Raw genomic sequence first — 21,949 nt, 5'->3', positions numbered from 1 at the left:
TTGACAGAAGCAAGGCCGCACGGGCATCGTTGGCGCTCGAATCACCTGCCGAGTGAGGATCTGGATGACAAACAGTGTTCGCCGTTTGAGGGGCAGCGCCAGCGCCTTGCACCTTCAGCGTGACGGCATCGCGCTGTTCGCAGTGCTGGTGTCGGTCTGTTCCTGGCTTTTCTTCTGGTTCGGCGACTGAACCAGCCCCCGGCGGCCGGAGTTCAACGCGGCGAGGGCTGCGACAACACCCACTGCGCCAGCGCCTGCGCATCAGCCTGCGAGACCTGCGTTTGCCGCGGCATGATGACGCGGCCCCACGTGCCCACGCTGCCGTCGCGGATCTTGCCGGCGAGCCGTGCCGGCGCTTCGCCATCCTTTCGGTAGCGCTCGGCGATCTGCGCGAAGCCCGGTCCCACCTGCTTGTGAACCAGGCCGTGGCAGGACATGCAGCCATTCTTTCTGAGCAGATCCTCGGGCGTGGCCTGGGCCATGGCCGGGAGCGCGAGGGCGATCAGCACCGCGGCGGCGATGCATCCTGGGGCGCGGTGCAACTGTGTCGGCATCGTTCAGGCTTCGGCCTTTTCATCCCGGCCGATTCTCCAGACGAACCAGGCGATGCACAGGAACACGGCGCTGATCGCGCCCGCCATGACCGCGCCACCCCACATCTCGAACATGTCGTTGAGCAGGGCGTCTTGCGGGTTCGACGGTTGAAAGAAGACATCGACCGTCTCCCCGATCTCGTAGCCCGGTGAGCCGCTGCTGCTCGACGTCGTGAAATCGATGAGCGCGCCCGACGGCGCCCGGAACTGCACGATCGGCCGCCAGGTGCCGTCGGTGTTGTTCTTGTTGGTGCTGCGCACATGCTGCAGATCGGTCACTTCGCCTTGCACGCGCTCGGCCGACGCGATGAAGGCCACCCGGTTGTAGATCAGGAAGCCGCACAGCACGAGCAGCGCGATGCCGATGAATCCAAAAATGAGCTTGGCGAGGGTCTCGACTTTCATGCGGCAGGCTTCAGCGCTTTCTTGCTTGCGGCCACGGGTTGCGGTCGGCCGGGCATCGTCGCATGCCTTTGTAAAAGGGGCCGAAATTGCCACTGTCCAGCGAAAGGCGAGCCGTCGTGCATTCGCGACAAGGCGATTCAAGAGTAACTATATGTATGGTTAAATCCCGGCAACTATCGCGAAGAAGACGGGGATTTCCATGAAGCTGATGCTGAGCGTTGCGTTTGCCGCCATGGCGCTGGTCGGTTGTGCAAGCACGATGCCGCCGACCGAGCCCGGCACCGGCTCCGGCACTTCCTATGTGCCCATGGTCGCGATGCAAGGCGTCGACAAGGTTCGTTATGACGGCGACGTGGCCGACTGCCGGGTCGCTGCGACCCGCATCGCGGCACGCGGAGACACCAACGACGGCGGGTGGGCCGCATTGGGTCTTGGCCTGATCACCTGGTACAGCCGGGGCCTTGCCACCGGGGCTGCGGTGGCTGGCATTGGCGCTTCGATTGCCGACTGGGTGGGACGTCCCCCGGACAGCGTGATTGCCGAGCACCAGCAGATCGCGATCGTGCATTGCATGGCCAAGCGGGGCTATCGGAACCTCGACCCGAACGTGCGGGATACGTTCTACGCCCACAACAACTTCGACCCCTCCATCGTCACGGCAACGCCCCGCCGGACAGGCGTCGACACGTACAACGTCGAAACCCTCGCCAAGGCCGGTCGTTGCAAGCTGCAGCCGCGTGCCGAGCTCACGGCCAAGGGGCCGGGCTACGAAACCTACAACGTGCCTTGCGACAACGGCGCCACCCTGGCGGTGCGCTGCGAATTCGGCAAGTGCCGCGTGCTGGCGCAGGCGCTCATCCGCCGCTCCTGAATTTCTTCAGCCGCCCTGGTCGCCATCGACGCTGGCTGGCGGCAACCAGGCGAGCGAACGGTGGGTCGTTCGCTTCAAGGGCAGCGACAGCGCCGCGAAGCGCTCTTCGATCCTGTCCCTTTCTCGCCCGGTGACGCGAACGCCCAATGACAGCGGGAGCTGACGGCACAGCGCCAGCGCCTGCGCCACGTTGATCTGGCGCAGCGCCGCCGTCGCGCGAGCCGCCTCGCCCACGTGTTCCGCAAGGCACGTCACCAATTGCAGGTCGTATTCGGCGAACAGTTCGCGTGAAATGCCGGGCAACGGCGCGTTCGCTGCACATTCCCCGCTGTAGAAACCGCCCCGGTCGAGAAACGCATCCTGGTCGTGATAGTGCGCCAGCGCCACTGCGTAGTCTTCGAGGGCAGACAGCGGTTGCTGCTGCTTCTGCACCAGCAGCACATCGGCGAAGGTGGCGGCTTCCAGGTAGTGCCGCAGCCTGTGCGTCACGGCGAATGCCGGCATGTCCTCGCCCAGTTCGTCGGTGATGGCTTCTTCCTCGTCGGCGTTGCAGGACAGATAGAAGCGCGCGTCGCGCAACGGACCATCGTCGCTGGCATAGACCCAGGCGTAGCGGTCATACAGATCGCTGTCGTCATGAGAGGAGGCCAGCGCTTCGATGGCCTCGCGCAAACTCAAAAGCCGTTGCATCTCAGGAGCCTCCTTGCGAAGGCTCCCGAAGGCCGACGCTCAGCGATAGTCGTAGTGCCCGCGCACCATGCGGCCGTGCTCGCGGTGCGCCGGCACCCACACCTTGTGCGGCCGGTGATGCGGCCGGTCGTAGCCTGGGCCCGGGCCGTGGCGCGGTGGCATCGGCTGGGCCAGTGCCGCGGTGGAGACAAGCGCGCAGGCTGCAAGTGCGAAGAGTATTTTTTTCATGTTGGAGTCCTTCTGGTTGATGCACCTGAATCGGTACGCGGTCCAGCTTAGCGGCACACCAACGGCCATTTCGTAGGCGGGAAAGCCCTTTACAGAAGGGACATGACGGGCAACCGGCCCGGCCGTGCCCGCTCACTTGACGATCATTCCCTTGAGCGCCGGGTCCGGCGCTGGCGCCTTGAGCTTCATCTGCCGCAGCGTCTTCACCAGCAACTGCGCAATCATCACGTTGCGATGCCGCTTGCTGTTGGCGGGCACCACGTGCCACGGTGCGTGGTCGGTCGACGTGGCGCCCAGCGCGTTCTGGTAGGCCTGCTGGTAGGCGCTCCACTTGGTGCGTACCTCCAGGTCGTCCATGCTGAACTTCCATTGCTTGCCCGGCGTGTCGATGCGGGCCTGCAGGCGCTCGCGCTGCTCGTCCTTGTCGATGTGCAGCATGCACTTGACGATCACCGTGCCAGTCTCGGTCAGAAGCCGCTCGAAGTCGTTGATCTGCGCATAGCGGCGCTTCGCCTCGGCCTTGTCGATCCAGCCTTCGACCACGGGCACCAGCACGTCTTCGTAGTGGCTGCGGTTCCACACCATGATCTCGCCGGTGCGCGGCACGGCGGCATGGCAGCGCCAGAGGTAGTCGTGTGCGCGCTCCAGGTCGTTGGGTGCCTTGAAGGCCGTCACGCGCACGCCCAGCGGCGAGGTGCGCGAGAACACCCAGCGCACGGTGCCGTCCTTGCCGCTGGTGTCCATGCCTTGCAGCACCAGCAGCACCTTGCGCTTGCCTTCCGCGTTCAGAAGGTCCTGGAGTTCGTCGAGTTCGACAGCCAGCGCGTCGACTTCCGCGCGCTGCGAGGCCTCGTCGCCCGCGCAAAAAGGCGTGTCGTCGGGGTCGATGTGCGAGAGCTTGAACTTGCTGCCGACGCGGTACTTCTTGAAGCTGGCCATGTTCCGGACTCCGTGAGAAAGGAAAGGCGACAGCGTACGCGAATCAGCGATCGGCTTCGTCAGGGTCGAGCGACGCGCTCCAGCGGTTGTCCCATTCGGCATGGCGCACCGCGCCATCGAGGTCGCGCCGGTCGCGCTTGGTCGGGCGGCCCTGTTCGATGGCCAGGGCCGGTTCGCTGCCCATGCGGCGCTGCTCGCGGATGGCGGCTTGCGCTGCGATGCTCTCGGCGGTTTCTTCGTAGAGCTGCTGGGCGATCGGTGCCGGCCCGCGCTGGGCGCTCACGCCGCGCACCGTCACGGTCCGCGTCTGCACGCCCTGGCGCATCGTCACGGTGTCGCCCGCCTTGACCTCGCGCGAGGCCTTGGCGACGTCGCCATTCACCTGTATCCGGTTCTTGCCGATTTCCTCCGCGGCCAGCGAGCGCGTCTTGAAGAAGCGGGCGGCCCAGAGCCATTTGTCGATGCGCAGACGTTCCAGAGATTCCATAGATCAGGAATTGTGCCGCCAGAGCGGCAGGTGCACCACGGCATCGAGCCCGATGACCTGTGTGGCGTCGTCCTTTGCCGTGCGGTTGTCCAGGCTGATGCGCCCGTTCAGCGCCAGCACGATCTCGCGGCAGATCGCCAGCCCCAGCCCCGAGCCGCTGGACGTGCTGCCGGCCGAGAAAGGCGCGAACAGCCGCTGCCGCAGCTCGGGCGAGATGCCGGGGCCGCAGTCGCGCACCGTGAGCACGGCGTCGTCGCCCTCGGGGCGCACCGAGATCGACAGCGCCGCGCCCGCAGGGCTCAGCTTGATCGCGTTGTGCAGCAGGTTGCGCGTGAGTTCCTGCAGCATCCACTGGTGCGCGCGCACCGTCACCGGCTCGTCGATGGCCAGCTCGAAATCGAGCGCCTTGTCGGCCACCAGTGGCGACAGGTCGAGCGCGATGTGGCGCACCACCTCGCCCAGATCGAGCGCCACCGATTCCGGCTGCTGGCGCAACTGCTCGACCTTGGCGAGCGACAGCATCTGGTTGGCGAGCGTCGTGGCGCGCTCGACCGTCTGGCTGATCTCGCTCAGTGCCTGCTCGGGCGCGACGTCGCCGCGCCGCGCCGACTGCACCTGTGCCTTGAGCACCGCCAGCGGCGTGCGCAACTGATGGGCACTGTCGCGCACAAAGCGCTTCTGGTGATCGAGCAGCCGCTGCAGCCGTCCCATGACCTCGGTGGTGGCGTCGATCAGTGGGCGCAGCTCGCGCGGCGCATCGGGCGCGTCGATGGGCGAGAGGTCGTCGGCCGCGCGCTTGCCGATGGCCTCGCCCAGCTTGCGCACCGGCCGCGTGGCGCGTTGCACCACGAACACCGTCACCAGCGCGATCACGCCCATCAGCAGCAACTGCCGCCACAGCGTGTCGACCAGCAGCTTGCGCGCCAGCGTTTCGCGGATCTCCAGCGTCTCGGCCACCTGCACCACGGCCATGCCGCGACCGCGTGCGCTGGACACGGGCTGCAGCAGCACCGCGACGCGCACCGGCTGGTTGCGAAACTGCGCGTCGTAGAAATCGACCAGCGCCGCGTAGGCGCTGCGGTCCGGGATGCGTCCGCGCCAGAACGGCAGCTCGGCAAAGCCCGAGATCATTTCGCCGTCGAGCGCAGAGACCCGGTAGAAGAGGCGGCTTCGGTTGTCGGCCTCGAAGGCTTCGAGCGCGGAGTAGGGCACGATCGCGCGCAAATGCGCCTGCTCGTCGTAGCCTTCCACGTCGAGCTGTTCGCCGATGGTCTTGGCTGAGGCGAGCAGCGTGCGGTCGTAAGCGGTGGTGGCGGCCGCCAGGCTCTGCCGGTACAGGCTCACGCTGTTGATCACGATGAACACGGCAATCGGCGCGAGGATGCCCAGCAGCAGCCGCGCGCGAAGCGACAGGATGCGGGTCATGACTCCGGGCGAACCAGGTAGCCGAGCCCGCGCATCGTCATCAGCACGGCGCCGGTGCCCGCGAGCTTCTTGCGCAGGCGATACACCACCACCTCGATGGCCTCGTACTGCACCTCGGTCTCGCCCGGAAACACCAGCTCGAACAGGCGCTCCTTGGTGACCGCGTGGCCCGGTTTCATCATCAGCGCCTTCAGCAGTGCCAGCTCGCGCGGCGTGAGTTCGAGCAGTTCGGCGCGGTTGTAGATGGCGCCGTTGTCGGGCTCGTAGCGCAGCCCGCCGATCTCCTGCGGGTTCAGCCCGGCGTCCTGCCCGAGCGCGCCGTGGCTGCGCCGCCGCAAGGCGCGGATGCGGGCCTCCAGCTCGTCGAGGTCGAAAGGCTTGGGCAGGTAGTCGTCGGCGCCGGCATTCAGGCCGACGATGCGGTCGCCCACCGTGCCGCGCGCGGTCAGCAGCAGCACCGGCGTGCGCAGCCCTTCCGAGCGGGCCTGCGCCAGCACCTGCAGGCCGTCCAGGTTGGGCAGGCTCAGGTCGAGCGCCACCACGTCGGGTTCGATGGCGCGCCATTGGGCGACCGCCTGCGCGCCGTCACCACAGATGCGCACATCGATCCGTCGGCGCCCGAGCGCGCGCTGCAGGGTGATTTGCATCGAGGGGTCGTCTTCGACCAGCAGCAGCTTCATACGGTGGCGGTGGGGGTGTGTACTTTGGTGTTTTCCCCAGTCTGGCGGACAGCCAACTGACAGCGGGGCGGCGCATGATAGCGCTCAGGTTCAAGTCAGGTTCCTTTCAAGTTCCTTCCAGTTTCCAGGAGACAACAATGCGTCGAGACACCTTTTTGAAGTCATTGGCCGCGCTGGCCGCCGCCGGAGCCCTGCCACTGTCGGCCCGGGCCGCTGCCAACGTCAAGATGATGATTCCCGCCAATCCGGGCGGCGGCTGGGACACCACCGGCCGCGCACTTGGCAAGGCGCTGAACGACGCCAAGGTGGCCGACACTGTCACCTTCGACAACAAGGGCGGTGCCGCCGGCGCACTGGGCCTGGCCCAGTTCGTGAACGGCTCCAAGGGCGACGCCAACGCACTCATGGTGATGGGCTCGGTCATGCTGGGCGGCATCATCACCGGCAAGCCGCCGGTCAAGCTCGAACAGGCCACGCCCATCGCACGCCTGACCACCGAATACAACGTGTTCGTGCTGCCGTCCAACTCGCCCTTCAAGACCATGAAGGACGTGGTCGACCAGCTCAAGAAGGACCCGGGCAGCGTCAAGTGGGGCGGCGGTTCGCGCGGCTCCACCGAGCACATTGCCGCGGCCATGATCGCGCAGCGCGTCGGCGCCGATCCGTCCAAGATCAACTACGTGGCCTTCCGTGGCGGCGGTGAAGCCACCGCTGCCATCCTGGGCGGCAACGTCACCATCGGCGGCAGCGGGTACAGCGAATTCGCCGAGTACATCGCCGCCGGCAAGATGAAAGCCATTGCTGTCACCTCCGGCCAGCGCCTGCCGGGCATCAACGTGCCGACCCTGAAGGAACAGGGCATCGACGTCGAGATCGGCAACTGGCGCGGCGTCTACGGCGCCCCCGGCATTTCGGCCGAGCAGCGCAAGTCGCTCACCGATATGGTGCTGGCCGCCATGAAGAGCGCGTCGTGGGCCGAGTCGCTCAAGAAGAACGACTGGACGCCGGCGGTGCTGTCGGGCGAAGCCTTCGCCAAGTTCGTGGACGACGACTTCGCCAGCCTGCGCGCCATCATGACCAAGTCCGGCATGGTCTGAGGCCCCGGCGCCTGCCTGCCCGCCCAACGGCGCGCTGTCCTCGCAAGAGATGACAGCGTGCCGTTTTCAAATCCAGCACCACATTCCGGGAGCAAAAAATGACAACGCCAGATCCCTCGGTCTCTCTATCTGACGGGGCCGCGCAACCTGCGGCCACGTGGCCCCAAACCCTGGTCGGCGCCGGCGTGCTGCTGACCGGCCTGGCGCTGGCCTTCGGCGCCATCGACATTTCTTCCGAAGCCGGCTACGGCGGCGTCGGCCCCAACTTCCTGCCCTGGCTGGTGTCCGTGGTGCTGGTGCTGTGCGGCGCATGGATCCTGTGGGAAGCGCGCACCGGCGGCTTTCGCGAACTCGACGCGCCTTCGGGCGCCGACCGCGCCTACTGGCCCGGCTTCGTCTGGGTTTCGGCGGGCCTGCTGCTCAATGCCGCGCTCATCACCACCCTCGGCTTCATCCTCAGTTGCACGCTGTGCTACGTGCTGGCGGTGCAGGGCTTGCGCCGCGCGAGCGGGCAGGCGGGCGTCAATGCGCCGCGCACCTGGTTCAACGACATCGTTGCCGGCGCGCTGATCTCCGCGCCCGTGTTCTGGACATTCACGCAATTCCTGGCCATCAACCTGCCGGGCCTGACTTCCACCGGGTGGTTCTGACATGGATATCTTCAACGCACTCATGGCGGGCTTCGCCACGGCGATCACCCCGATCAATCTGCTCTGGTGCCTGGTCGGCTGTGCCCTGGGCACCGCCGTGGGCGTGCTGCCCGGCATCGGCCCGGCGGTGGCGGTGGCGATGCTGCTGCCCATCACCGGCAAGGTCGACATCACGGCCTCGATGATCTTCTTCTCGGGCATCTACTACGGCGCCATGTACGGCGGCTCGACCACCTCGATCCTGCTGAACACGCCCGGCGAAACCGCCAGCATGGTGACCGCGATGGAGGGCAACAAGATGGCCAAGAGCGGCAGGGCGGGCGCTGCGCTTGCCACGGCCGCCATCGGCTCCTTCGTGGCCGGCACCATCGCCACTGTCATCGTCACGCTGTTCGCGCCTTTCGTGGCCGAGTTCGCGGTCAAGCTGGGGCCGCCTGAATATTTCCTCTTGATGCTGCTGGCCTTCACCACGGTGAGCGCGGTGCTCGGCAAGAGCACGCTGCGCGGCATGACGGCGCTGTTCGTCGGCCTGGCGGCCGGCTGCGTCGGGCTCGACCAGATTTCCGGCCAGGGCCGCTACACGGGCGGCGTGCCCGAACTGCTCGACGGCATCGAGATCGTGCTGGTCGCGGTCGGCCTGTTCGCTGTGGCCGAAGTGCTCTATGCCGTGCTCTATGAAGGCAAGGTCACCGAAGGCCAGAACAAGCTCAGCCGCGTGCACATGACCAAGCGCGACTGGAAGCGTTCCATTCCGGCGTGGCTGCGTGGCACGGCCATCGGCACGCCCTTCGGTTGCATTCCGGCCGGCGGCACGGAGATTCCGACCTTCCTGAGCTATGCGATGGAAAAGAAGCTCGCCAAGGACAAGGATGCCAAGGCCGAGTTCGGCACCACCGGTGCCATCGAAGGCGTGGCCGGCCCCGAGGCCGCCAACAACGCCACGGTGACGGCCGCGCTGATTCCGCTGCTCACGCTCGGCATTCCGACATCGAACACCACCGCCATCCTGCTGGGCGCGTTCCAGAACTACGGCATCCAGCCGGGTCCGCAGCTCTTCACCACTTCGGCCGCGCTGGTGTGGGCGCTGATCGCCTCGCTCTACATCGGCAACGTCATGCTGCTGGTGCTGAACCTGCCGATGGTCGGCCTGTGGGTCAAGCTGCTGAAGATCCCGAAGCCGCAGCTCTACGCCGGCATCCTGATCTTCGCGACCGTGGGTGCCTACGGCATGCGCCAGAGCGCGTTCGACCTGTTCCTGCTGTACGCCATCGGCCTGCTGGGCGTGGTGATGCGGCGCTACGACTTCCCGACCGCGCCCGTGGTGGTCGGCATGATCCTCGGGCCGCTCGCCGAAGCGCAGCTGCGCAACGCAATGTCGATCGGCGAGGGCAGTGCTGCGGTGTTCTTCCAGCGTCCGATGTCGATCACGCTGGTCATCGTCGTGGTGGCCGTGCTGGTGCTGCCGCGCGTGGCCAAGCGCATGAGCGAACGCAAGCTCAAGCGGTTGGCGCAGCTGGACGCCTGACGACGGCCACTTCAAAAACCACGGGCGCGACGCTGAAGGGCGTCGCGCCCGTTCTGCTTTTCCGGCGCCGAAGTTTCTCAGGCCAATGGATGGCCCTGACGCGCGCTGGCCGCTCGGCTCAGCGCCTCAGCGCATCCGGCGATGCTCGCAATCCGGCTTCGTGCAGTTGCCATAGAGCGTCAGCGCGTGCTCCCGCAGACGGAAGCCTCGCTGTTCGCACACCAGCATTTGCCGGTGCTCGATCTCGGCGTCGTGAAATTCCTCGACCCGCCCGCAATCGACACACACCAGATGGTCGTGATGCACGTTGTCGTCGATCTCGTAGATCGCCTTCCCGGTCTGAAAGCTGCTGCGTTTCAAGAGGCCTGCCTGCTCCAGTTGGGCGAGCACGCGATACACGGTGGCGAGGCTGACTTCGGCACGTGCCTCGATCAGCAGGCGATAGAGGTCTTCCGCCGAAAGATGCCGTTGCGCCTGGTTGCGAAAGAGCTCGAGGATCTTCATCCGCGGCAATGTGGCTTTCAGTCCCACCTGCCCGAGCGTATTCGGTGGCATCGATGCGTTCATCGACTGTCGCCTGGATGTCGCAAGGGCTGCATCGGCATCGCGTGTGCCAGGAATCGCACGGGGCGACCCGCCGGCGCGGCGGACAACTCGCCATCGCGCATCACGACCCTGCCGCGCACGAGGGTTGCCATCGGCCAGCCGGTCACCCGCAGCCCGTCGTACGGCGTCCAGCCCACCACGCTGGCGATCCACCGGTTGGTGATTTCCCGGCGCGCCGCGAGGTCGACCAGCGTGAGGTCTGCATCGAAGCCCACTGCGATGCGTCCTTTTCCCTCGATGCCGAAGACGCGGGCCGGCCCCGCGCTGGTCAGATCCACCAGCCGCTGCAAGCTCAGGCGTCCGCGGTGCACGTGATCGAGCATCACCGGCAACAGCGTCTGCACGCCCGTCATGCCGCTGGGCGAGCGGGGATAGGGCAGTGCTTTTTCCTCGCGCGTGTGGGGGGCGTGGTCGCTGCCGAGCACATCGACCACGCCATTGCGGACCGCTTGCCAGAGCGCGTCCTGGTGGCGTGCGCGACGGATCGGCGGATTCATCTGTGCCCATGTGCCCAGGCGCTCGTAGCATTCGGGCGCGCTCAGCGTCAGATGGTGCGGCAGCACCTCGACAGACACGCGCGCCTTGTGCTGCGCGAGAAAACCGATCTCCTCGGCCGACGAGATATGCAGCAGATGAAGGCGGCGGCCGCTTTCTTGCGCCAGCGCCACGATGCGCCGGGTGGCGCGCAGCGCGCTTTCGACATCGCGCCAGACCGGGTGGTCGCGGACCTTGCCCTGGCCCTCGGCGATGATCCTGCGCTCGCGAAGGCGTGCTTCGTCCTCGGCGTGCACCGCCAGGCGCCGGTGGCCGTGGCGAAGAATGCGGCGCAGCACCGCGTCTTCATCGGCCAGCAGGTCGCCGAACGAGCTTCCCATGAAGACCTTGACGCCGGCGCAGCCCGGCAGCATTTCGAGTGACGCCAGCTGCTCGGCGTTGACGGCGGAACCACCGATGTAGAAGGCGTGGTCGCACCAGGCCTGTGTCTGCGCGATGGCGAGCTTGGCGTTCAGGTCCGCTTCGTGCAGTGTCAGCGGATGCGTGTTCGGCATCTCGAACACGGCGGTGACGCCGCCGAGCACGGCGCCGCGCGTGCCCGCCTCGATGGTTTCCTTGTGCGTGAGGCCCGGCTCGCGGAAATGGACCTGGCTGTCGATCACGCCCGGGAGCACGTGCAGGCCTTGTGCATCGAGCGTTTCATCCGCGCTCCAACCGGTGGTGTCGAGTGCCGCGATGCGGCCGTCCACGCAGGCGATGTCGATCATCTGCGCGCCGTTGGGCGTGAGGACCGTGCCGCCGCGAACCAGCAACTCGGCGTGGCGCATCCGCAGGCGTTGTTGCGTATCGGGGGGTATGGCGCGGCGTTCTTCTCCCGCGCCGCAGGGGCGCTCGCGCTCAGAACTCATTCTGGATTCGTTTGTAGCCCTCGACCAGGCGGTTGTTGGTGCGCGCCACGTCCTCCGAGAACTCGGAGGCCCGCGCGGTGACCTTGGGGATGGTGGAAAGATCGGTCTTTGGGCCGATGCGCTCGGTCGACGGCACGTAGAAGTTTGGCGGCAGATGGCAGTCGTCGAGCACGGCGTTGTGCCGCACCACGCAACCGCGCGCGACGGTGCAGTTGAAGAGCACGCTGTTGAATCCGATGAAGACGCCGTCGCCCACGGTGCAGGGGCCGTGCACGATGGCGCGGTGCGCGATCGAGGTCCGCTCGCCGATGGTCACGGCGGCGCCGGACTTGGAGTGGATGACCACGCCGTCCTGGATGTTCGAATGCGCGCCGATCACGATCGGCTCGAGGTGGTCGTCCTCGTCGACTTCGTCGGCGCGGATCACCGCATACGGGCCGATGAAGACGTTTTCGTGGACCACCACGCGGCCGCACAGAATGGCGGTGGGATCGACAAAGGCGCTGGCATGGACCTGGGGCAGGTCGCCGCGTGGATTGCGGCGGATCATGCAGGCACCTGCCCGGCGGATGGGTTTGAAACCCGCGCGAAGGCATCGTGCGGATGCAGGCTTTCCAGGTGGCGGACGTCGATGCGCGTGACCGCGAAAGACCCGGCGAGCGCTGCCTGCAGCCTGCGCGCTGCGTCCTCGACATACATGAGGTTCTGGCCATTCAGCCGCGCGAAGGCCTGCTCATCGGCGCGCTTCACGGCCGCCTGTACCGGCGTGCCGAGCGCGGCTTCCGCCAGGTCGATGAGCCGCAGCAGGCCCAGGTCGGGCGGATCGTCCGGCAGGCGGACCTGAATGTCGGCGATGCTTCGCTGGCTGTGCGGCGTTGCCAGCGTCGCGTTGTCTTGCAGCCAGGCCAGGGCATCCGCTGTGGCCACCGTCGTGTGCGCGGCGAACCGTGCATCGAAGGCATCCGCGACCAGTTGCCGCGACAGCGCGGCCGAGCAAGGGCAGGTGGAGGCGTAGGTGACGCGGACCTGCGCATCGAGCGTGAAGCGTCCGTTGCGCCAGATGGCCTCCAGCCGCACCGGATAGGCGTTCCAGCCGTGGAGTCCGTGTGTGACGAGCGCGGGACGCTTGCGCAGGAGCTCGAATGACAGCACGAGCCGCGCACGCGCCGAGCCGCAGTCGGCGTGGCTCCCGACCATGGCCCGCAGCAGTTTTTCGAGCGAGGCCGTGCCCAGTCTTTCGCTCTCGGCGCTGTCGCACAGCAGGCGATACAGGCGCGACATGTGGATTCCCTTGACCCGCGGGTCTGGCAGATCCACCTCGACATCGGCACGCGCATGGACCGGATGGTGCACGCCGCATTCGTCGGGCCAGACTGGCAGTGCGATACCCCGCATGCCGACCCCGTCGAGCGGCAGGGGCATGGGGGAGGCTTCGGTCAGGGCAATGTCGGGCAATCGCGCGGTCATGGTGAGGTGTCGGTAGTTAACGCAATTATGTTGCATTAATTGGCGGCGGCGCAATGAAGCCGCTTTACCCGGACTCGCGCTGCCTGAGTGCGAGCGCGAGTCCCCTCGTCAGCGCTGCGGCGCCTCGACCAGGTCGTCGTCGATGTGCGGATCGGCCGGCTGCCCGCGCAGCTTGCGCACCGTGCGCCGAATCCAGTGCTCGATGTCGTCCACGTAGGTGAACACCGCCGGCACCACCAGCAGACTCAGCACGGTCGAGGTGATCAACCCGCCGATCACCGCCATCGCCATCGGCGAGCGGAAGCTCGAATCGGCCGAGCCGAAGCCCACCGCGATCGGCAGCATGCCGGCGCCCATGGCGAGCGTGGTCATGATGATGGGCCGCGCCCGCTTGTGGCAGGCGTCGCGCAGCGCGTCCCAGCGGCTCATGCCGTGGTCGCGGCGTGCCACGATGGCGTACTCCACCAGCAAGATGGAGTTCTTCGTGGCGATGCCCATCAGCATGATCAGGCCGATCAGCGACGGCATCGACAACGCCTTCTGGCCGATCAGCAGGCCCACGAAGGCTCCGCCCAGCGCCAGCGGCAGCGCGCACAGAATCGTCACCGGGTGCAGGAAGTCCTTGAACAGCAGCACCAGCACGATGTAGATGCACAGCACGCCAGTCAGCATCGCCAGGCCGAAGCTGGCGAACAGCTCCGTCATCACTTCGGCGTCGCCCACCTCGGCGATGCGCACGCCGGCGGGCAGCTTCTGGATCGAGGGCAGCTTCATCACGGCGGTCTTGGCATCGCCCAGGCCGACGCTCGACAGCTCGATCTCGAAGTTGACGTTGCGCGAGCGGTCGTAGCGGTCGATCACGGCCGGGCCGCCCTCCATGGTGAGCGAGGCGACCTGGCTCAGCATGACGGGGCCGCGTGCGCCGGGCACGGAAAGGCGGCCGAGCAGGTCGATGTCCTGCCGTGCGGAGTCTTCCAGCTTCACCACGATCGGCACCTGGCGTTGCGCCAGGTTGAGCTTGGCGAGCGACTGGTCGTAGTCGCCCAGCGTGGCCACGCGCAGCGTCTCGGCAATGGCGGAACTGGTCACGCCCAGGTCGGCGGCGCGCGCGAAGTCGGGGCGCACCGCGATCTCGGGCCGGATCAGGCTGGCGGTCGACGTGATGTTGCCCAGGCCGGGAATGGTGCGCAGGTCTTTCTCGACCGCGCTGGCCGCCGATGCGAGTGCCACCGGGTCTTCGCCGGTCAGCGCCAGGATGTATTTTTCGCCCGAGCCACCCAGGCCCACGGTGCTGCGAACGCCGGGCAGGGTTTCGAGCGCGGTGCGGATCTGGTTTTCGATCACCTGCTTGCGCGGGCGGGCGCCGCGCGGGTCGAGCTTGATGGTGAGCGTGGCCTTGCGCGTCTCGGGCGTGCCGAAGCTGGCGAACGGATCACCGCCTGCGCTGCCACCGGCCACCGTGGTGTAGACGCTCTTGACGTGCGCAATCTTCATCACGCGGTTGCGTGTTTCCTCGGCCGCAGCCGTGGTCTGCGCGAGCGTGGAGCCGGGCGCGAGCGACAGGTACACCTGTGTCTGCGAGTTGTCGTCAGGCGGAATGAAGCCGGTCTTGAGCAGCGGGATCATCGCCAGCGAACCGAAGAAGAAGAGGGTGGCCAGCACCATCGTCTTGAAGCGGTTGTGGGTGCTCCACTCCACGGCGCGCATGTACCAGCGCAGCCAGCCGGGCTCTTTTTCTTCGCCGACGATGGGCTTGAGGATGTAGGCCGCCATCATGGGCGTGAGCACCCGGGCAACCACCAGCGAGGCGAACACCGCGAGCGAGGCGGTCCAGCCGAACTGCTTGAAGAACTTGCCGGCCACGCCGCTCATGAAGGCGGTCGGCAGGAACACCGCGATCAGCGTGAAGGTGGTGGCGATCACGGCCAGGCCGATTTCATCCGCTGCTTCCATCGCCGCCTGGAAAGGCGTCTTGCCCATGCGCAAGTGCCGCACGATGTTCTCGACCTCCACGATCGCATCGTCCACCAAGATGCCCACCACCAGCGAGAGCGCCAGCAGCGAGATCACGTTGACCGAAAAGCCCAGCAGGTACATGCCGATGAAGGCCGGAATCACCGACATCGGCAGCGCCACGGCCGAGACGAAAGTGGCGCGCCAGTCGCGCAGGAACAGCCACACCACGATTACCGCCAGGATGGCGCCTTCGTACAGCAGGTGCAGCGAGCCGTTGTATTCCTCTTCCACCGGGTCGACGAAGTTGAAGGCTTCGGTCAGCTCGATATCGGGGCGCTGCACGCGCAGGTCGGCCAGTGCCTTCTGCACCGCGTGGCCCACTTCCACTTCGCTGGCGCCACGGCTGCGGGCCACCTCGAAGCCGACCACCGGCTTGCCGTTGAGCAGCGCGGCGGCGCGCGGTTCGGCAATGGTGTCGCTGATGCGCGCCACCTGGTCGAGCCGCACGCGGCGGCCGTCGCTCAGCGCGATCTGCATGTCGGCGAGCTGGTCGGCCGATTGCACCGTGGCCATGGTGCGAACGGGCTGCTCGCTGCCGCCCAGGTCGAAACGGCCGCCCGCGCTTTCGGTCTGCACCTGGCGCAGTTGGCGCGAGATGTCGCCGGCCGAGGCGCCCAGCGCCTGCAGCTTGGCCGGGTCGAGGTCGATGTGCACCTGCCGGGTGGCGCCGCCCACGCGGTTCACCGCGCCCACGCCGGGCAGCGCGAGCAGCTTCTTGGTGATGTCGTTGTCGACGTACCAGCTCAGCGCCTCGTCGTCCATCTGCGATGACGCGATGGTGAAGGCCAGCACCGGCTGGCCCGCCAGGTCGAGCTTGGTGACGACCGGGTCGCGCACGTCGGCGGGCAGGTCGGCACGCACGCGCTGCACGGCGGAGCGCACGTCGTCCACGGCTTCCTGCACCGGCTTTTCGAGGCGGAACTCGACGATCAGCGTGGCGGCGCCGTCTTGCACCTTGGTGGTGATGTGCTTGAGGCCCTGCACGGTGGCGATGGCGTTCTCGAGCTTGCGCGCGACGTCGGTTTCGAGCTGCGAAGGCGCGGCACCGGGCAGCGACGCCGAGACCGTCACGGTCGGCAGGTCGATGTCCGGAAAGTTCTGCACCTTCATCGCGTTGAACGACAGCAACCCACCGAAGGTGAGCAGCACGAACAGCATCACCGCCGGAATCGGGTTGCGTATGGACCAGGCGGAAACGTTCATGGGCGAGTCCTTGTTGTCTTACTTGGCTGCACTGGCGGCGGCGGCGGCGGCAGCAGCGGACGCGGCAGCCTTGGCGGGCGGGGCCACGGAGGCGGGCGTGTCGACCACACGCACCAGGTCGCCGTCGTTCAGGAAGCCCGCGCCCTGCACCACGACCTGCGCGCCGTCAGGCAGTGCGCTGGTGATCTCGATGCGGTCGTTCAGGCGGCGGCCGATCTGCACCTTGAGCTGGGCCACGTGGTTGTCGGGGCGCAGCAGGAACACGTTGTTGAAACCGTCGCGCGGCACGATGGCGGTTTGCGGCACCGTCGGCGCCGAACTGCGGCCCAGTTCGAAGTCGCCGCGCGCGAACATGCCGGCCTTGATGCCGGTGTTCTGCAGCACGTTCGGCAGGTCGACATAGACCAGCGCCGCGCGCGTCTGCGGATCGACCGTGGGCGCGATGCTGCGCACCGTGCCGCGCACCTGCGCGCCGCTGGCGCTGACCACGAAGGCCGGCGTGCCGACCGCGAGGCGGCCGAGTTCGGCCGAGGTGACCTCGGCGCGCCATTCGAGCCGGCCCTGGCGGATCAGGCGGAACAGCTCGGTGCCGGCCGACACCACGCTGCCGACCGTGGCGGCACGTGCCGAGATCACGCCGTCGTCGGGCGCCAGCACCTGCGTGTTGCGCCCGCGCACCTGCTGCGCTGCCAGCACAGCTTCGGCCGCTTCGACGCGTGCCTTGGCAGTCTGCTCGGTGGTCTGGTATTGGTTGATCTGCTGCTGGCTCAGTGCGCCGGTGGCTTGCAGCGTGCGGGCGCGCGCGGCATTGCCGGCGGCGTCGGCGGCGGTGGCCCTGGCTTCGGCCAGCGAAGCGCGCGATTGCGCGATGTCGGCCTGCACCGTCTCGGGCGAGAAGACCGCAAGCACCTGGCCCTTCTTGACCACGTCGCCCACGTTCACGCGCACTTCGGCCAGGCGCAGGCCGTTGGATTCGGAGCCGACCACGGCCTCCTGCCAGGCGGCCACGTTGCCGTTGGCCGCGAGCGTGAGTTGCAGCTCGGTGGCCTGGGGCTTCGCCACAGTAACGGTCAGCGCCGGCTTGGGCGGATGGGCGCCGTCCTTGGTCTTGTCCGCCGGCTTGCCTGTCATCCACACAACGGCGCCGATGACGATGAGCAGCGCCAGCAGCGCAATGACGAGAGTGGAACGTTTCATTCTTTTCATGGCGACGTCGCAACCTTGGCGGTTGGTGTGGTGGTCATAGAGGACGATTCAGGGCGGCTCCAGCCGCCGCCCATCGAGCGGTAGAGCGCAACCCAGGCTTCGGTGCGCTCGCGTTGCAGCGAGACACGCGCGGTTTGCGCGGTGAACAGCGTGCGGCGCGAATCCTCCAGCTCGAACAGGCTGGCCAGGCCGCTGCTGTAGCGGGCCTGCGTGGCGTTGAACGAGACCTGGTAGTTCTTCACTGCGCTGTCGGCGTCGGTGGTGCGCGCGGCAGTGGCATCGAGGTTGACGAGAGCTTCTTCCACCTCGCGCACCGCCTGCCGCACGCTGGCGCGGTAGGTCGACACGGCTTCGGCATAGCGCGCCTTGGCCGCATCGGTGTTGGCGACGCGGGAGCCGCCGTCGAGCAGCGGCACGGTGAGCGACAACGGGCCGATGGTCCAGGTGTCCAGCGACTGCTTGAAGCCGTCGGTGCGGTATTGCAGGCGGCCGATGGAACCCGAGAGCGAGAGCTTGGGGTAGCGCTCGGCCTCGGCGGAGCCCACGTCGGCACTGGCCGAGGCCACGCCGAGTTCGGCTGCGTACACGTCGGGCCGTTGCGAGATGGCTTGCGCCGGCACGCTGGCGATGCCGCCGACGGCCGGCAGCACGCGCTGCGCGGGCGAGGCCGCGAGCTTTTGTTCCAGCGTGGTTTCGTCGATGCCGCTGAGCGCCACCAGCGCCTTGCGCTGCACCGCGCACTGGGCGCGCTGCTGGATGAGCCGGCCCGATGCATCGGAGGCGCTGGCACGGGCCAGTGCCGCATCGGCCGGCGAGGTGAAGCCGGCGCCCGCCGAAAGATCGGTCAGGCGCGAGGTCTCGGCGCGCGAGCGCGTGTCGGATTCGGCCACGCGCAACTGCTCCTGGCAGGCGCGCTCGGCGAAGTAGGCGTTGGCCGTTTCGGCCGCGACCGACACGCGCGCGTCGTGCCATTTGGCGTTGGCGCTGTTCTGCTTGGCTTCGGCGGAATCGCGGTCGGCGCGCAGGCGGCCGAACAGGTCGATCTCCCACTTGGACTGCAGGCCGGCCTGTAGCGTGGTGAGCGGTGCGACGGTCGTGCTGCTACTGGTGGTGCTGCCGCCGCCGCCCGCGCCGAGCGAGGACCCCGAGACGCCCCGGCTGGCCGATGCCGTGCCGTCGAGGCTCGGCAGCAGCGCCGCGCCGGCCTGCACGCGGGTCGAGCGCGCTTCGGCCACGCGCGCCGCAGCGCTCGCGACATTGGGGCTGGCGGCTTCGGCCGCGGCGATCAGCTCGACCAGCAGCGGATCGTCGAGCTGGCGCCACCAGTCGGCCAGCGACGCGAGCGAGCCGCCGTGGGGCAGGGGGGCGTGCCATTGCGCGGGCAAGGGCGCCTCGACCTGCGCCGGCGGGCGTGTCAGGCCGCAGCCCGAAAGGCCGATGCCCAGGCCGAGCGGCAGGCAAAGGGAGGCGATCAGTCGAAGTCTTCTCATTTCTTCTTTCTCGCGGCCCGTGCGGGCGCGGCAGCGGTGATGCTGGCGGCGGCCGCGGTGCGGCGGCGTGTCTCTTCGGCCTGCACCAGTGCCAGCGCATAGCCCGTCAGGCGGTCGGCCCAGGTGTCGATGCCGCGCGAGGTGCGCAGCAGCGAAGGGCGGATGGCTTCGATGAAGTCCTGGCTCACATAGAGCTGCATCGACAGGCCGGTGATGGCGAAGGTCAGGCGGTGGATGTCGTCGTCGGCCCGGTCCACCTTCAGGTGGCGGCACATCAGGTCGGCGATGGCGCGGTGCGGGCCCTTGATGTCCTGCTCCAGCTCTTCGGCCCAGCGGCTGGTGGGCTCCAGCATCTCGCGCATGTGCAACTGGATGCATTGCCGCACGATCTCTCCCTGCTTGAGCGGATCGATCATGGACGACATGCAGATGCGCAGCGTGGCTTCGAGCGATTGGCCGGGCACGTTGCAGGCGGCCACGAGGTCGCTTGAATCGCCGCCCATCGGCTCGTTGAAGGTGGCGGAGTAAAGCCCCTCCTTGTCGCCGAAGTAATAGCTGATGGCCGAGATGTTGACCTCAGCCTCGCGGGCGATCTCGCGCGTGGAGGTCTTGGCAAAGCCCTTTTGCGCGAACAGCCGCAGCGCGGTGTGGAGCAGGCGATGGCGTGCCTCGGCGCCGTCGCTGCGCGGTGCGCGGCGCGGGGCCTGGGTGATGGTGGCTCTCGCGTTCATGGCCGGCATTACACCACGCGAGAAATCAAACGATTGATTTACTTAAGGCTTTGTGAAGACTTCGGCCCGAGGGCCGGAACCTGAGCATTTCCTGAAGGCCGGCGACGCCGGATTTGCACTGGATGAGGGCGCGCTACGATCCGCGCATGCCAGCCGCCCCCACAGTCGCCGCACCGCCCGCCTTGCCCCTCGATGCCGAAGGCATCCTCGCGCTTGCCGCGCGCTCGATGTTTCATTTGTTTTCCAGCATCAGCCAGGGCATGTTCCTGGTCGATAGCAGCGGGCGCATCGTGTGGGTGAACGAAGGCTACCGGCGCTTTCTTCCGGCGCTGGGTTTTTCGTCCATCGACCAGTTCATGGGCCACATGGTCGAGGACGTGATCCCCAACACGCAGATGCGGCGCGTGCTCGAAACCGGCGAGCCGATATTGGTCGACCTGCTGACCAACAAGGCCGGCACCTTCGTCGTGAGCCGCATCCCGCTGCGCGAAGAGCGCGGGGGCGGCGACGGTGGCTTGGGCGAGGTGATCGGCGCCATCGGCATCGTGCTGTTCGACCAGCCCGAGACCACGCTGCAACCGCTCATCAGCAAGTTCGCGCTGCTGCAGCGCGACCTCGACGATGCGCGGCGCGAACTGGCCAGCCAGCGCAACAACCCGCTGTACCACCATGCCGATGGCCAGCGCCGCTCCAAGTACACCTTCGCAAGCTTCATCGGCAGCAGCCCGGCGGCGGTGGAGGTCAAGCGCCATGCGCGCCGCGCCGCGCAGTCCGCAAGCCCGGTGCTGCTGCTGGGCGAAACCGGCACCGGCAAGGAACTGCTGGCGCATGCCATCCATGCGTCGTCCGCGCGCGCCAAGGGCATGTTCGTCAGCGTCAACATCGCGGCCGTGCCCGACACCTTGCTGGAGGCCGAGTTCTTCGGCTTCGCGCCCGGTGCCTTCACCGGCGCGGACCGTCGCGGCCGCGAGGGCAAGTTCAAGCTGGCCGATGGCGGCAGCCTGTTCCTCGACGAAATCGGCGACATGCCGCTCGGCCTGCAGGCCAAGTTGCTGCGCGCGCTGCAAGAAGGCGAGATCGAACCGCTCGGCTCCAACAAGCTCGTACCCTTCGACGCGCGCGTGATCGCAGCCACCTCGCGCGACCTGCCGGAGCTGGTGCGGCGCGGCCTGTTTCGCGAAGACCTGTACTACCGCCTCAACGTGCTGCCGCTGCGCGTGCCGCCATTGCGCGAGCGGCGTCCCGACATTCCCGCGCTGGTCGAGGCGCTGGGCGAAGACATGGCGCTGCGCAGCGGCGAGGCGCCGCCCGAACTGACGCCCGACGCGCTCGCGCTCCTCGCCGGCCAGCACTGGCGCGGCAACATTCGCGAGTTGCGCAACGTGCTGGAGCAGGTGACGATGCGCAGCGACTCGCAACGCATCGACGCCGCGCAACTCGAACGCATCCTGCGCGAAGCGGGCCTGGAGCAGATCGAGCTGCCCGACACCTCGCTGAATGCACGCGGTGCCGACGAAGAGGCCGCCTTGCTGCGACCGCTGGCGCAGCAGGTGGTGGAGCTGGAGCGCAAGGCGATTGCTGCTGCGCTGGCATCGACCGGCGGGAACAAGCTCGCGACGTCGCGGCTGCTCGGCATTTCGCGCGCCACTCTGTATGAGCGGATGACGAGCCAGGAGCGGCCGGCGTGAGGTTGTTGAGCCTCATGCGCCGGATTGGTCGCGCCGACATCGAGGACGGCTCGCCAGTGATCACTGTTGAGATGCCGTACGAGGAGTTTGTGAAGCGCTTCGGTGAGAGGCACTCGGATCATCCGCCCGACTGGGATGCGCCCGGACCCGTGGAGCTCTGGTTCTTCGAGCTCCCTTGGGGGCACAAGATCACACTCGAGTACCACACGTCCATCGACGAGTTCAATATTTATGTCGAATCGTTCGAGTTCGATGCGGTGCTCGATTTCCTCGATCTGAGAGCCTGCGAGATTTTCATGCACTCAGTCCATATCGAACTGTTAAGGGCGCGATATCCCGTGTACACGAAGGACTTGGGAGCCTATGGACTTTTCCGGCTCGACGAGTGTGGCGACCAAGTCTTGATGCATGCCTATGAAAGCCGCCGCGTCGCTGACTATTACCGGCAGGTGTACCAAGGTAAAGATGTCGGTCAACGCTACCGGGTAGAGAGTGTGAGTTCGAGACTCTGAGTGCACGCCGAGCGATACTCCCGCCCCCTGAACGCAA

The 21,949-nt window shown here is 67.2% G+C and carries 23 protein-coding genes; 7 read left to right on the top strand and 16 right to left on the bottom strand.

All coding sequences use genetic code 11. From position 1 onward, the window contains the following. Nucleotides 1-64 precede the first annotated feature (64 nt). Nucleotides 65-190, top strand: coding sequence for a hypothetical protein (locus H7F35_RS34990; protein ID WP_261803460.1), 126 nt, complete (start codon nucleotides 65-67; stop codon nucleotides 188-190). Between the two features lie 22 nt (nucleotides 191-212). Here the strand turns inward: H7F35_RS34990 and H7F35_RS33440 are convergent, their stop codons facing one another. Further along, complete coding sequence (locus H7F35_RS33440; protein ID WP_187110757.1) at nucleotides 213-554, bottom strand: c-type cytochrome; 342 nt, start codon at nucleotides 552-554, stop codon at nucleotides 213-215. Nucleotides 555-557: 3 nt separating this feature from the next. Next, the gene (locus H7F35_RS33435) at nucleotides 558-998 is read right to left on the bottom strand and encodes a DUF3592 domain-containing protein (RefSeq protein ID WP_187110756.1); all 441 of its coding nucleotides are present in this window, start codon (nucleotides 996-998) and stop codon (nucleotides 558-560) included. Between the two features lie 199 nt (nucleotides 999-1,197). On the opposite strand from H7F35_RS33435, the gene H7F35_RS33430 reads away from it, so the two are divergent. Continuing rightward, nucleotides 1,198-1,869, top strand: a complete 672-nt coding sequence (locus H7F35_RS33430; protein WP_187110755.1) for a hypothetical protein — start codon at nucleotides 1,198-1,200, stop codon at nucleotides 1,867-1,869. Nucleotides 1,870-1,875: 6 nt separating this feature from the next. On the opposite strand, the gene H7F35_RS33425 is transcribed toward H7F35_RS33430, so the two are convergent. From H7F35_RS33425 to H7F35_RS33400, 6 genes are all read right to left on the bottom strand, one after another. Next, nucleotides 1,876-2,559, bottom strand: a complete 684-nt coding sequence (locus tag H7F35_RS33425; protein WP_187110754.1) for a hypothetical protein — start codon at nucleotides 2,557-2,559, stop codon at nucleotides 1,876-1,878. A 39-nt stretch (nucleotides 2,560-2,598) separates the two neighbouring features. Beyond that, on the bottom strand, nucleotides 2,599-2,787 hold the full coding sequence (locus H7F35_RS33420) for a hypothetical protein (RefSeq protein ID WP_187110753.1): 189 nt from the start codon (nucleotides 2,785-2,787) through the stop codon (nucleotides 2,599-2,601). A gap of 132 nt (nucleotides 2,788-2,919) precedes the next feature. Further along, nucleotides 2,920-3,726 (bottom strand): PPK2 family polyphosphate kinase, encoded by an 807-nt coding sequence (locus H7F35_RS33415; protein WP_187110752.1) that lies wholly within the window; start codon nucleotides 3,724-3,726, stop codon nucleotides 2,920-2,922. Nucleotides 3,727-3,769: 43 nt separating this feature from the next. Continuing rightward, entirely contained in the window at nucleotides 3,770-4,204 is a 435-nt protein-coding gene (locus H7F35_RS33410) for an RNA-binding S4 domain-containing protein (RefSeq protein WP_410010808.1), read from the bottom strand. Nucleotides 4,205-4,216: 12 nt separating this feature from the next. Then, nucleotides 4,217-5,638 (bottom strand): sensor histidine kinase, encoded by a 1,422-nt coding sequence (locus H7F35_RS33405; RefSeq protein ID WP_187110750.1) that lies wholly within the window; start codon nucleotides 5,636-5,638, stop codon nucleotides 4,217-4,219. Continuing rightward, complete coding sequence (locus H7F35_RS33400; RefSeq protein WP_187110749.1) at nucleotides 5,635-6,318, bottom strand: response regulator transcription factor; 684 nt, start codon at nucleotides 6,316-6,318, stop codon at nucleotides 5,635-5,637. The genes H7F35_RS33405 and H7F35_RS33400 overlap by 4 nt, the downstream gene beginning before the upstream one ends. Nucleotides 6,319-6,455: 137 nt before the next feature. Between H7F35_RS33400 and H7F35_RS33395 the strand changes: the two genes are divergently transcribed. From H7F35_RS33395 to H7F35_RS33385, 3 genes are all read left to right on the top strand, one after another. After that, nucleotides 6,456-7,415: a tripartite tricarboxylate transporter substrate binding protein gene (locus H7F35_RS33395; protein WP_187110748.1), complete on the top strand. Its 960-nt coding sequence runs from the start codon at nucleotides 6,456-6,458 to the stop codon at nucleotides 7,413-7,415. Between the two features lie 98 nt (nucleotides 7,416-7,513). After that, nucleotides 7,514-8,065: a tripartite tricarboxylate transporter TctB family protein gene (locus H7F35_RS33390; RefSeq protein WP_187110747.1), complete on the top strand. Its 552-nt coding sequence runs from the start codon at nucleotides 7,514-7,516 to the stop codon at nucleotides 8,063-8,065. A 1-nt stretch (nucleotide 8,066) separates the two neighbouring features. Further along, the gene (locus H7F35_RS33385) at nucleotides 8,067-9,590 is read left to right on the top strand and encodes a tripartite tricarboxylate transporter permease (RefSeq protein WP_187110746.1); all 1,524 of its coding nucleotides are present in this window, start codon (nucleotides 8,067-8,069) and stop codon (nucleotides 9,588-9,590) included. A 126-nt stretch (nucleotides 9,591-9,716) separates the two neighbouring features. Here the strand turns inward: H7F35_RS33385 and fur are convergent, their stop codons facing one another. The 8 genes from fur to H7F35_RS33345 all read right to left on the bottom strand — a co-directional run bounded on the left by fur (nucleotide 9,717) and on the right by H7F35_RS33345 (nucleotide 19,721). After that, nucleotides 9,717-10,145 (bottom strand): ferric iron uptake transcriptional regulator, encoded by a 429-nt coding sequence (gene fur, locus H7F35_RS33380; protein WP_187114504.1) that lies wholly within the window; start codon nucleotides 10,143-10,145, stop codon nucleotides 9,717-9,719. Between the two features lie 8 nt (nucleotides 10,146-10,153). Then, nucleotides 10,154-11,518, bottom strand: a complete 1,365-nt coding sequence (locus tag H7F35_RS33375) for a dihydroorotase (protein WP_261803730.1) — start codon at nucleotides 11,516-11,518, stop codon at nucleotides 10,154-10,156. Between the two features lie 70 nt (nucleotides 11,519-11,588). After that, nucleotides 11,589-12,149 (bottom strand): carbonate dehydratase, encoded by a 561-nt coding sequence (locus tag H7F35_RS33370; protein ID WP_187110744.1) that lies wholly within the window; start codon nucleotides 12,147-12,149, stop codon nucleotides 11,589-11,591. Continuing rightward, nucleotides 12,146-13,066 (bottom strand): GTP cyclohydrolase FolE2, encoded by a 921-nt coding sequence (gene folE2 / locus H7F35_RS33365; RefSeq protein ID WP_187110743.1) that lies wholly within the window; start codon nucleotides 13,064-13,066, stop codon nucleotides 12,146-12,148. The genes H7F35_RS33370 and folE2 overlap by 4 nt, the downstream gene beginning before the upstream one ends. Nucleotides 13,067-13,174: 108 nt before the next feature. Next, entirely contained in the window at nucleotides 13,175-16,285 is a 3,111-nt protein-coding gene (locus H7F35_RS33360; protein WP_187110742.1) for an efflux RND transporter permease subunit, read from the bottom strand. 18 nt (nucleotides 16,286-16,303) lie between these two features. After that, nucleotides 16,304-17,491 carry an efflux RND transporter periplasmic adaptor subunit gene (locus H7F35_RS33355; protein ID WP_187110741.1) on the bottom strand — a complete coding sequence of 396 codons (1,188 nt, stop codon included), beginning with the start codon at nucleotides 17,489-17,491 and terminating at the stop codon, nucleotides 16,304-16,306. Next, on the bottom strand, nucleotides 17,488-18,981 hold the full coding sequence (locus tag H7F35_RS33350) for an efflux transporter outer membrane subunit (protein WP_187110740.1): 1,494 nt from the start codon (nucleotides 18,979-18,981) through the stop codon (nucleotides 17,488-17,490). Before H7F35_RS33350 ends, H7F35_RS33355 begins: the two co-directional genes overlap by 4 nt. Then, a complete protein-coding gene (locus H7F35_RS33345; RefSeq protein WP_187110739.1) occupies nucleotides 18,978-19,721 on the bottom strand; it encodes a TetR/AcrR family transcriptional regulator in 744 nt (247 codons plus the stop codon). The genes H7F35_RS33350 and H7F35_RS33345 overlap by 4 nt, the downstream gene beginning before the upstream one ends. A gap of 137 nt (nucleotides 19,722-19,858) precedes the next feature. Between H7F35_RS33345 and H7F35_RS33340 the strand changes: the two genes are divergently transcribed. Both H7F35_RS33340 and H7F35_RS33335 read left to right on the top strand, forming a co-directional pair. Further along, nucleotides 19,859-21,400: a sigma-54 interaction domain-containing protein gene (locus H7F35_RS33340; RefSeq protein WP_187110738.1), complete on the top strand. Its 1,542-nt coding sequence runs from the start codon at nucleotides 19,859-19,861 to the stop codon at nucleotides 21,398-21,400. Then, a complete protein-coding gene (locus H7F35_RS33335; protein WP_187110737.1) occupies nucleotides 21,397-21,912 on the top strand; it encodes a hypothetical protein in 516 nt (171 codons plus the stop codon). Before H7F35_RS33340 ends, H7F35_RS33335 begins: the two co-directional genes overlap by 4 nt. Nucleotides 21,913-21,949: the final 37 nt, after the last annotated feature.

Source organism: Variovorax sp. PAMC26660 (assembly GCF_014302995.1).
In the GTDB taxonomy this organism is placed as follows: Bacteria; Pseudomonadota; Gammaproteobacteria; order Burkholderiales; family Burkholderiaceae_C; genus Variovorax.
The sequence above is the reverse complement of the archived record's forward strand: the minus strand, read 5'-3'. Positions and strand labels throughout refer to the sequence as shown.

Excerpts from the sequence above, each read along its gene's own strand:
- H7F35_RS34990 (WP_261803460.1), top strand. The coding sequence starts at position 65 with ATGACAAACAGTGTTCGCCGTTTGAGGGGCAGCGCCAGCGCCTTGCAC.
- H7F35_RS33440 (WP_187110757.1), bottom strand. The coding sequence starts at position 554 with ATGCCGACACAGTTGCACCGCGCCCCAGGATGCATCGCCGCCGCGGTG.
- H7F35_RS33435 (WP_187110756.1), bottom strand. The coding sequence starts at position 998 with ATGAAAGTCGAGACCCTCGCCAAGCTCATTTTTGGATTCATCGGCATC.
- H7F35_RS33430 (WP_187110755.1), top strand. The coding sequence starts at position 1,198 with ATGAAGCTGATGCTGAGCGTTGCGTTTGCCGCCATGGCGCTGGTCGGT.
- H7F35_RS33425 (WP_187110754.1), bottom strand. The coding sequence starts at position 2,559 with ATGCAACGGCTTTTGAGTTTGCGCGAGGCCATCGAAGCGCTGGCCTCC.
- H7F35_RS33420 (WP_187110753.1), bottom strand. The coding sequence starts at position 2,787 with ATGAAAAAAATACTCTTCGCACTTGCAGCCTGCGCGCTTGTCTCCACC.
- H7F35_RS33415 (WP_187110752.1), bottom strand. The coding sequence starts at position 3,726 with ATGGCCAGCTTCAAGAAGTACCGCGTCGGCAGCAAGTTCAAGCTCTCG.
- H7F35_RS33405 (WP_187110750.1), bottom strand. The coding sequence starts at position 5,638 with ATGACCCGCATCCTGTCGCTTCGCGCGCGGCTGCTGCTGGGCATCCTC.
- H7F35_RS33400 (WP_187110749.1), bottom strand. The coding sequence starts at position 6,318 with ATGAAGCTGCTGCTGGTCGAAGACGACCCCTCGATGCAAATCACCCTG.
- H7F35_RS33395 (WP_187110748.1), top strand. The coding sequence starts at position 6,456 with ATGCGTCGAGACACCTTTTTGAAGTCATTGGCCGCGCTGGCCGCCGCC.
- H7F35_RS33390 (WP_187110747.1), top strand. The coding sequence starts at position 7,514 with ATGACAACGCCAGATCCCTCGGTCTCTCTATCTGACGGGGCCGCGCAA.
- H7F35_RS33385 (WP_187110746.1), top strand. The coding sequence starts at position 8,067 with ATGGATATCTTCAACGCACTCATGGCGGGCTTCGCCACGGCGATCACC.
- fur (WP_187114504.1), bottom strand. The coding sequence starts at position 10,145 with ATGCCACCGAATACGCTCGGGCAGGTGGGACTGAAAGCCACATTGCCG.
- H7F35_RS33375 (WP_261803730.1), bottom strand. The coding sequence starts at position 11,518 with ATGCGCCACGCCGAGTTGCTGGTTCGCGGCGGCACGGTCCTCACGCCC.
- H7F35_RS33370 (WP_187110744.1), bottom strand. The coding sequence starts at position 12,149 with ATGATCCGCCGCAATCCACGCGGCGACCTGCCCCAGGTCCATGCCAGC.
- folE2 (WP_187110743.1), bottom strand. The coding sequence starts at position 13,066 with ATGACCGCGCGATTGCCCGACATTGCCCTGACCGAAGCCTCCCCCATG.
- H7F35_RS33360 (WP_187110742.1), bottom strand. The coding sequence starts at position 16,285 with ATGAACGTTTCCGCCTGGTCCATACGCAACCCGATTCCGGCGGTGATG.
- H7F35_RS33355 (WP_187110741.1), bottom strand. The coding sequence starts at position 17,491 with ATGAAAAGAATGAAACGTTCCACTCTCGTCATTGCGCTGCTGGCGCTG.
- H7F35_RS33350 (WP_187110740.1), bottom strand. The coding sequence starts at position 18,981 with ATGAGAAGACTTCGACTGATCGCCTCCCTTTGCCTGCCGCTCGGCCTG.
- H7F35_RS33345 (WP_187110739.1), bottom strand. The coding sequence starts at position 19,721 with ATGCCGGCCATGAACGCGAGAGCCACCATCACCCAGGCCCCGCGCCGC.
- H7F35_RS33340 (WP_187110738.1), top strand. The coding sequence starts at position 19,859 with ATGCCAGCCGCCCCCACAGTCGCCGCACCGCCCGCCTTGCCCCTCGAT.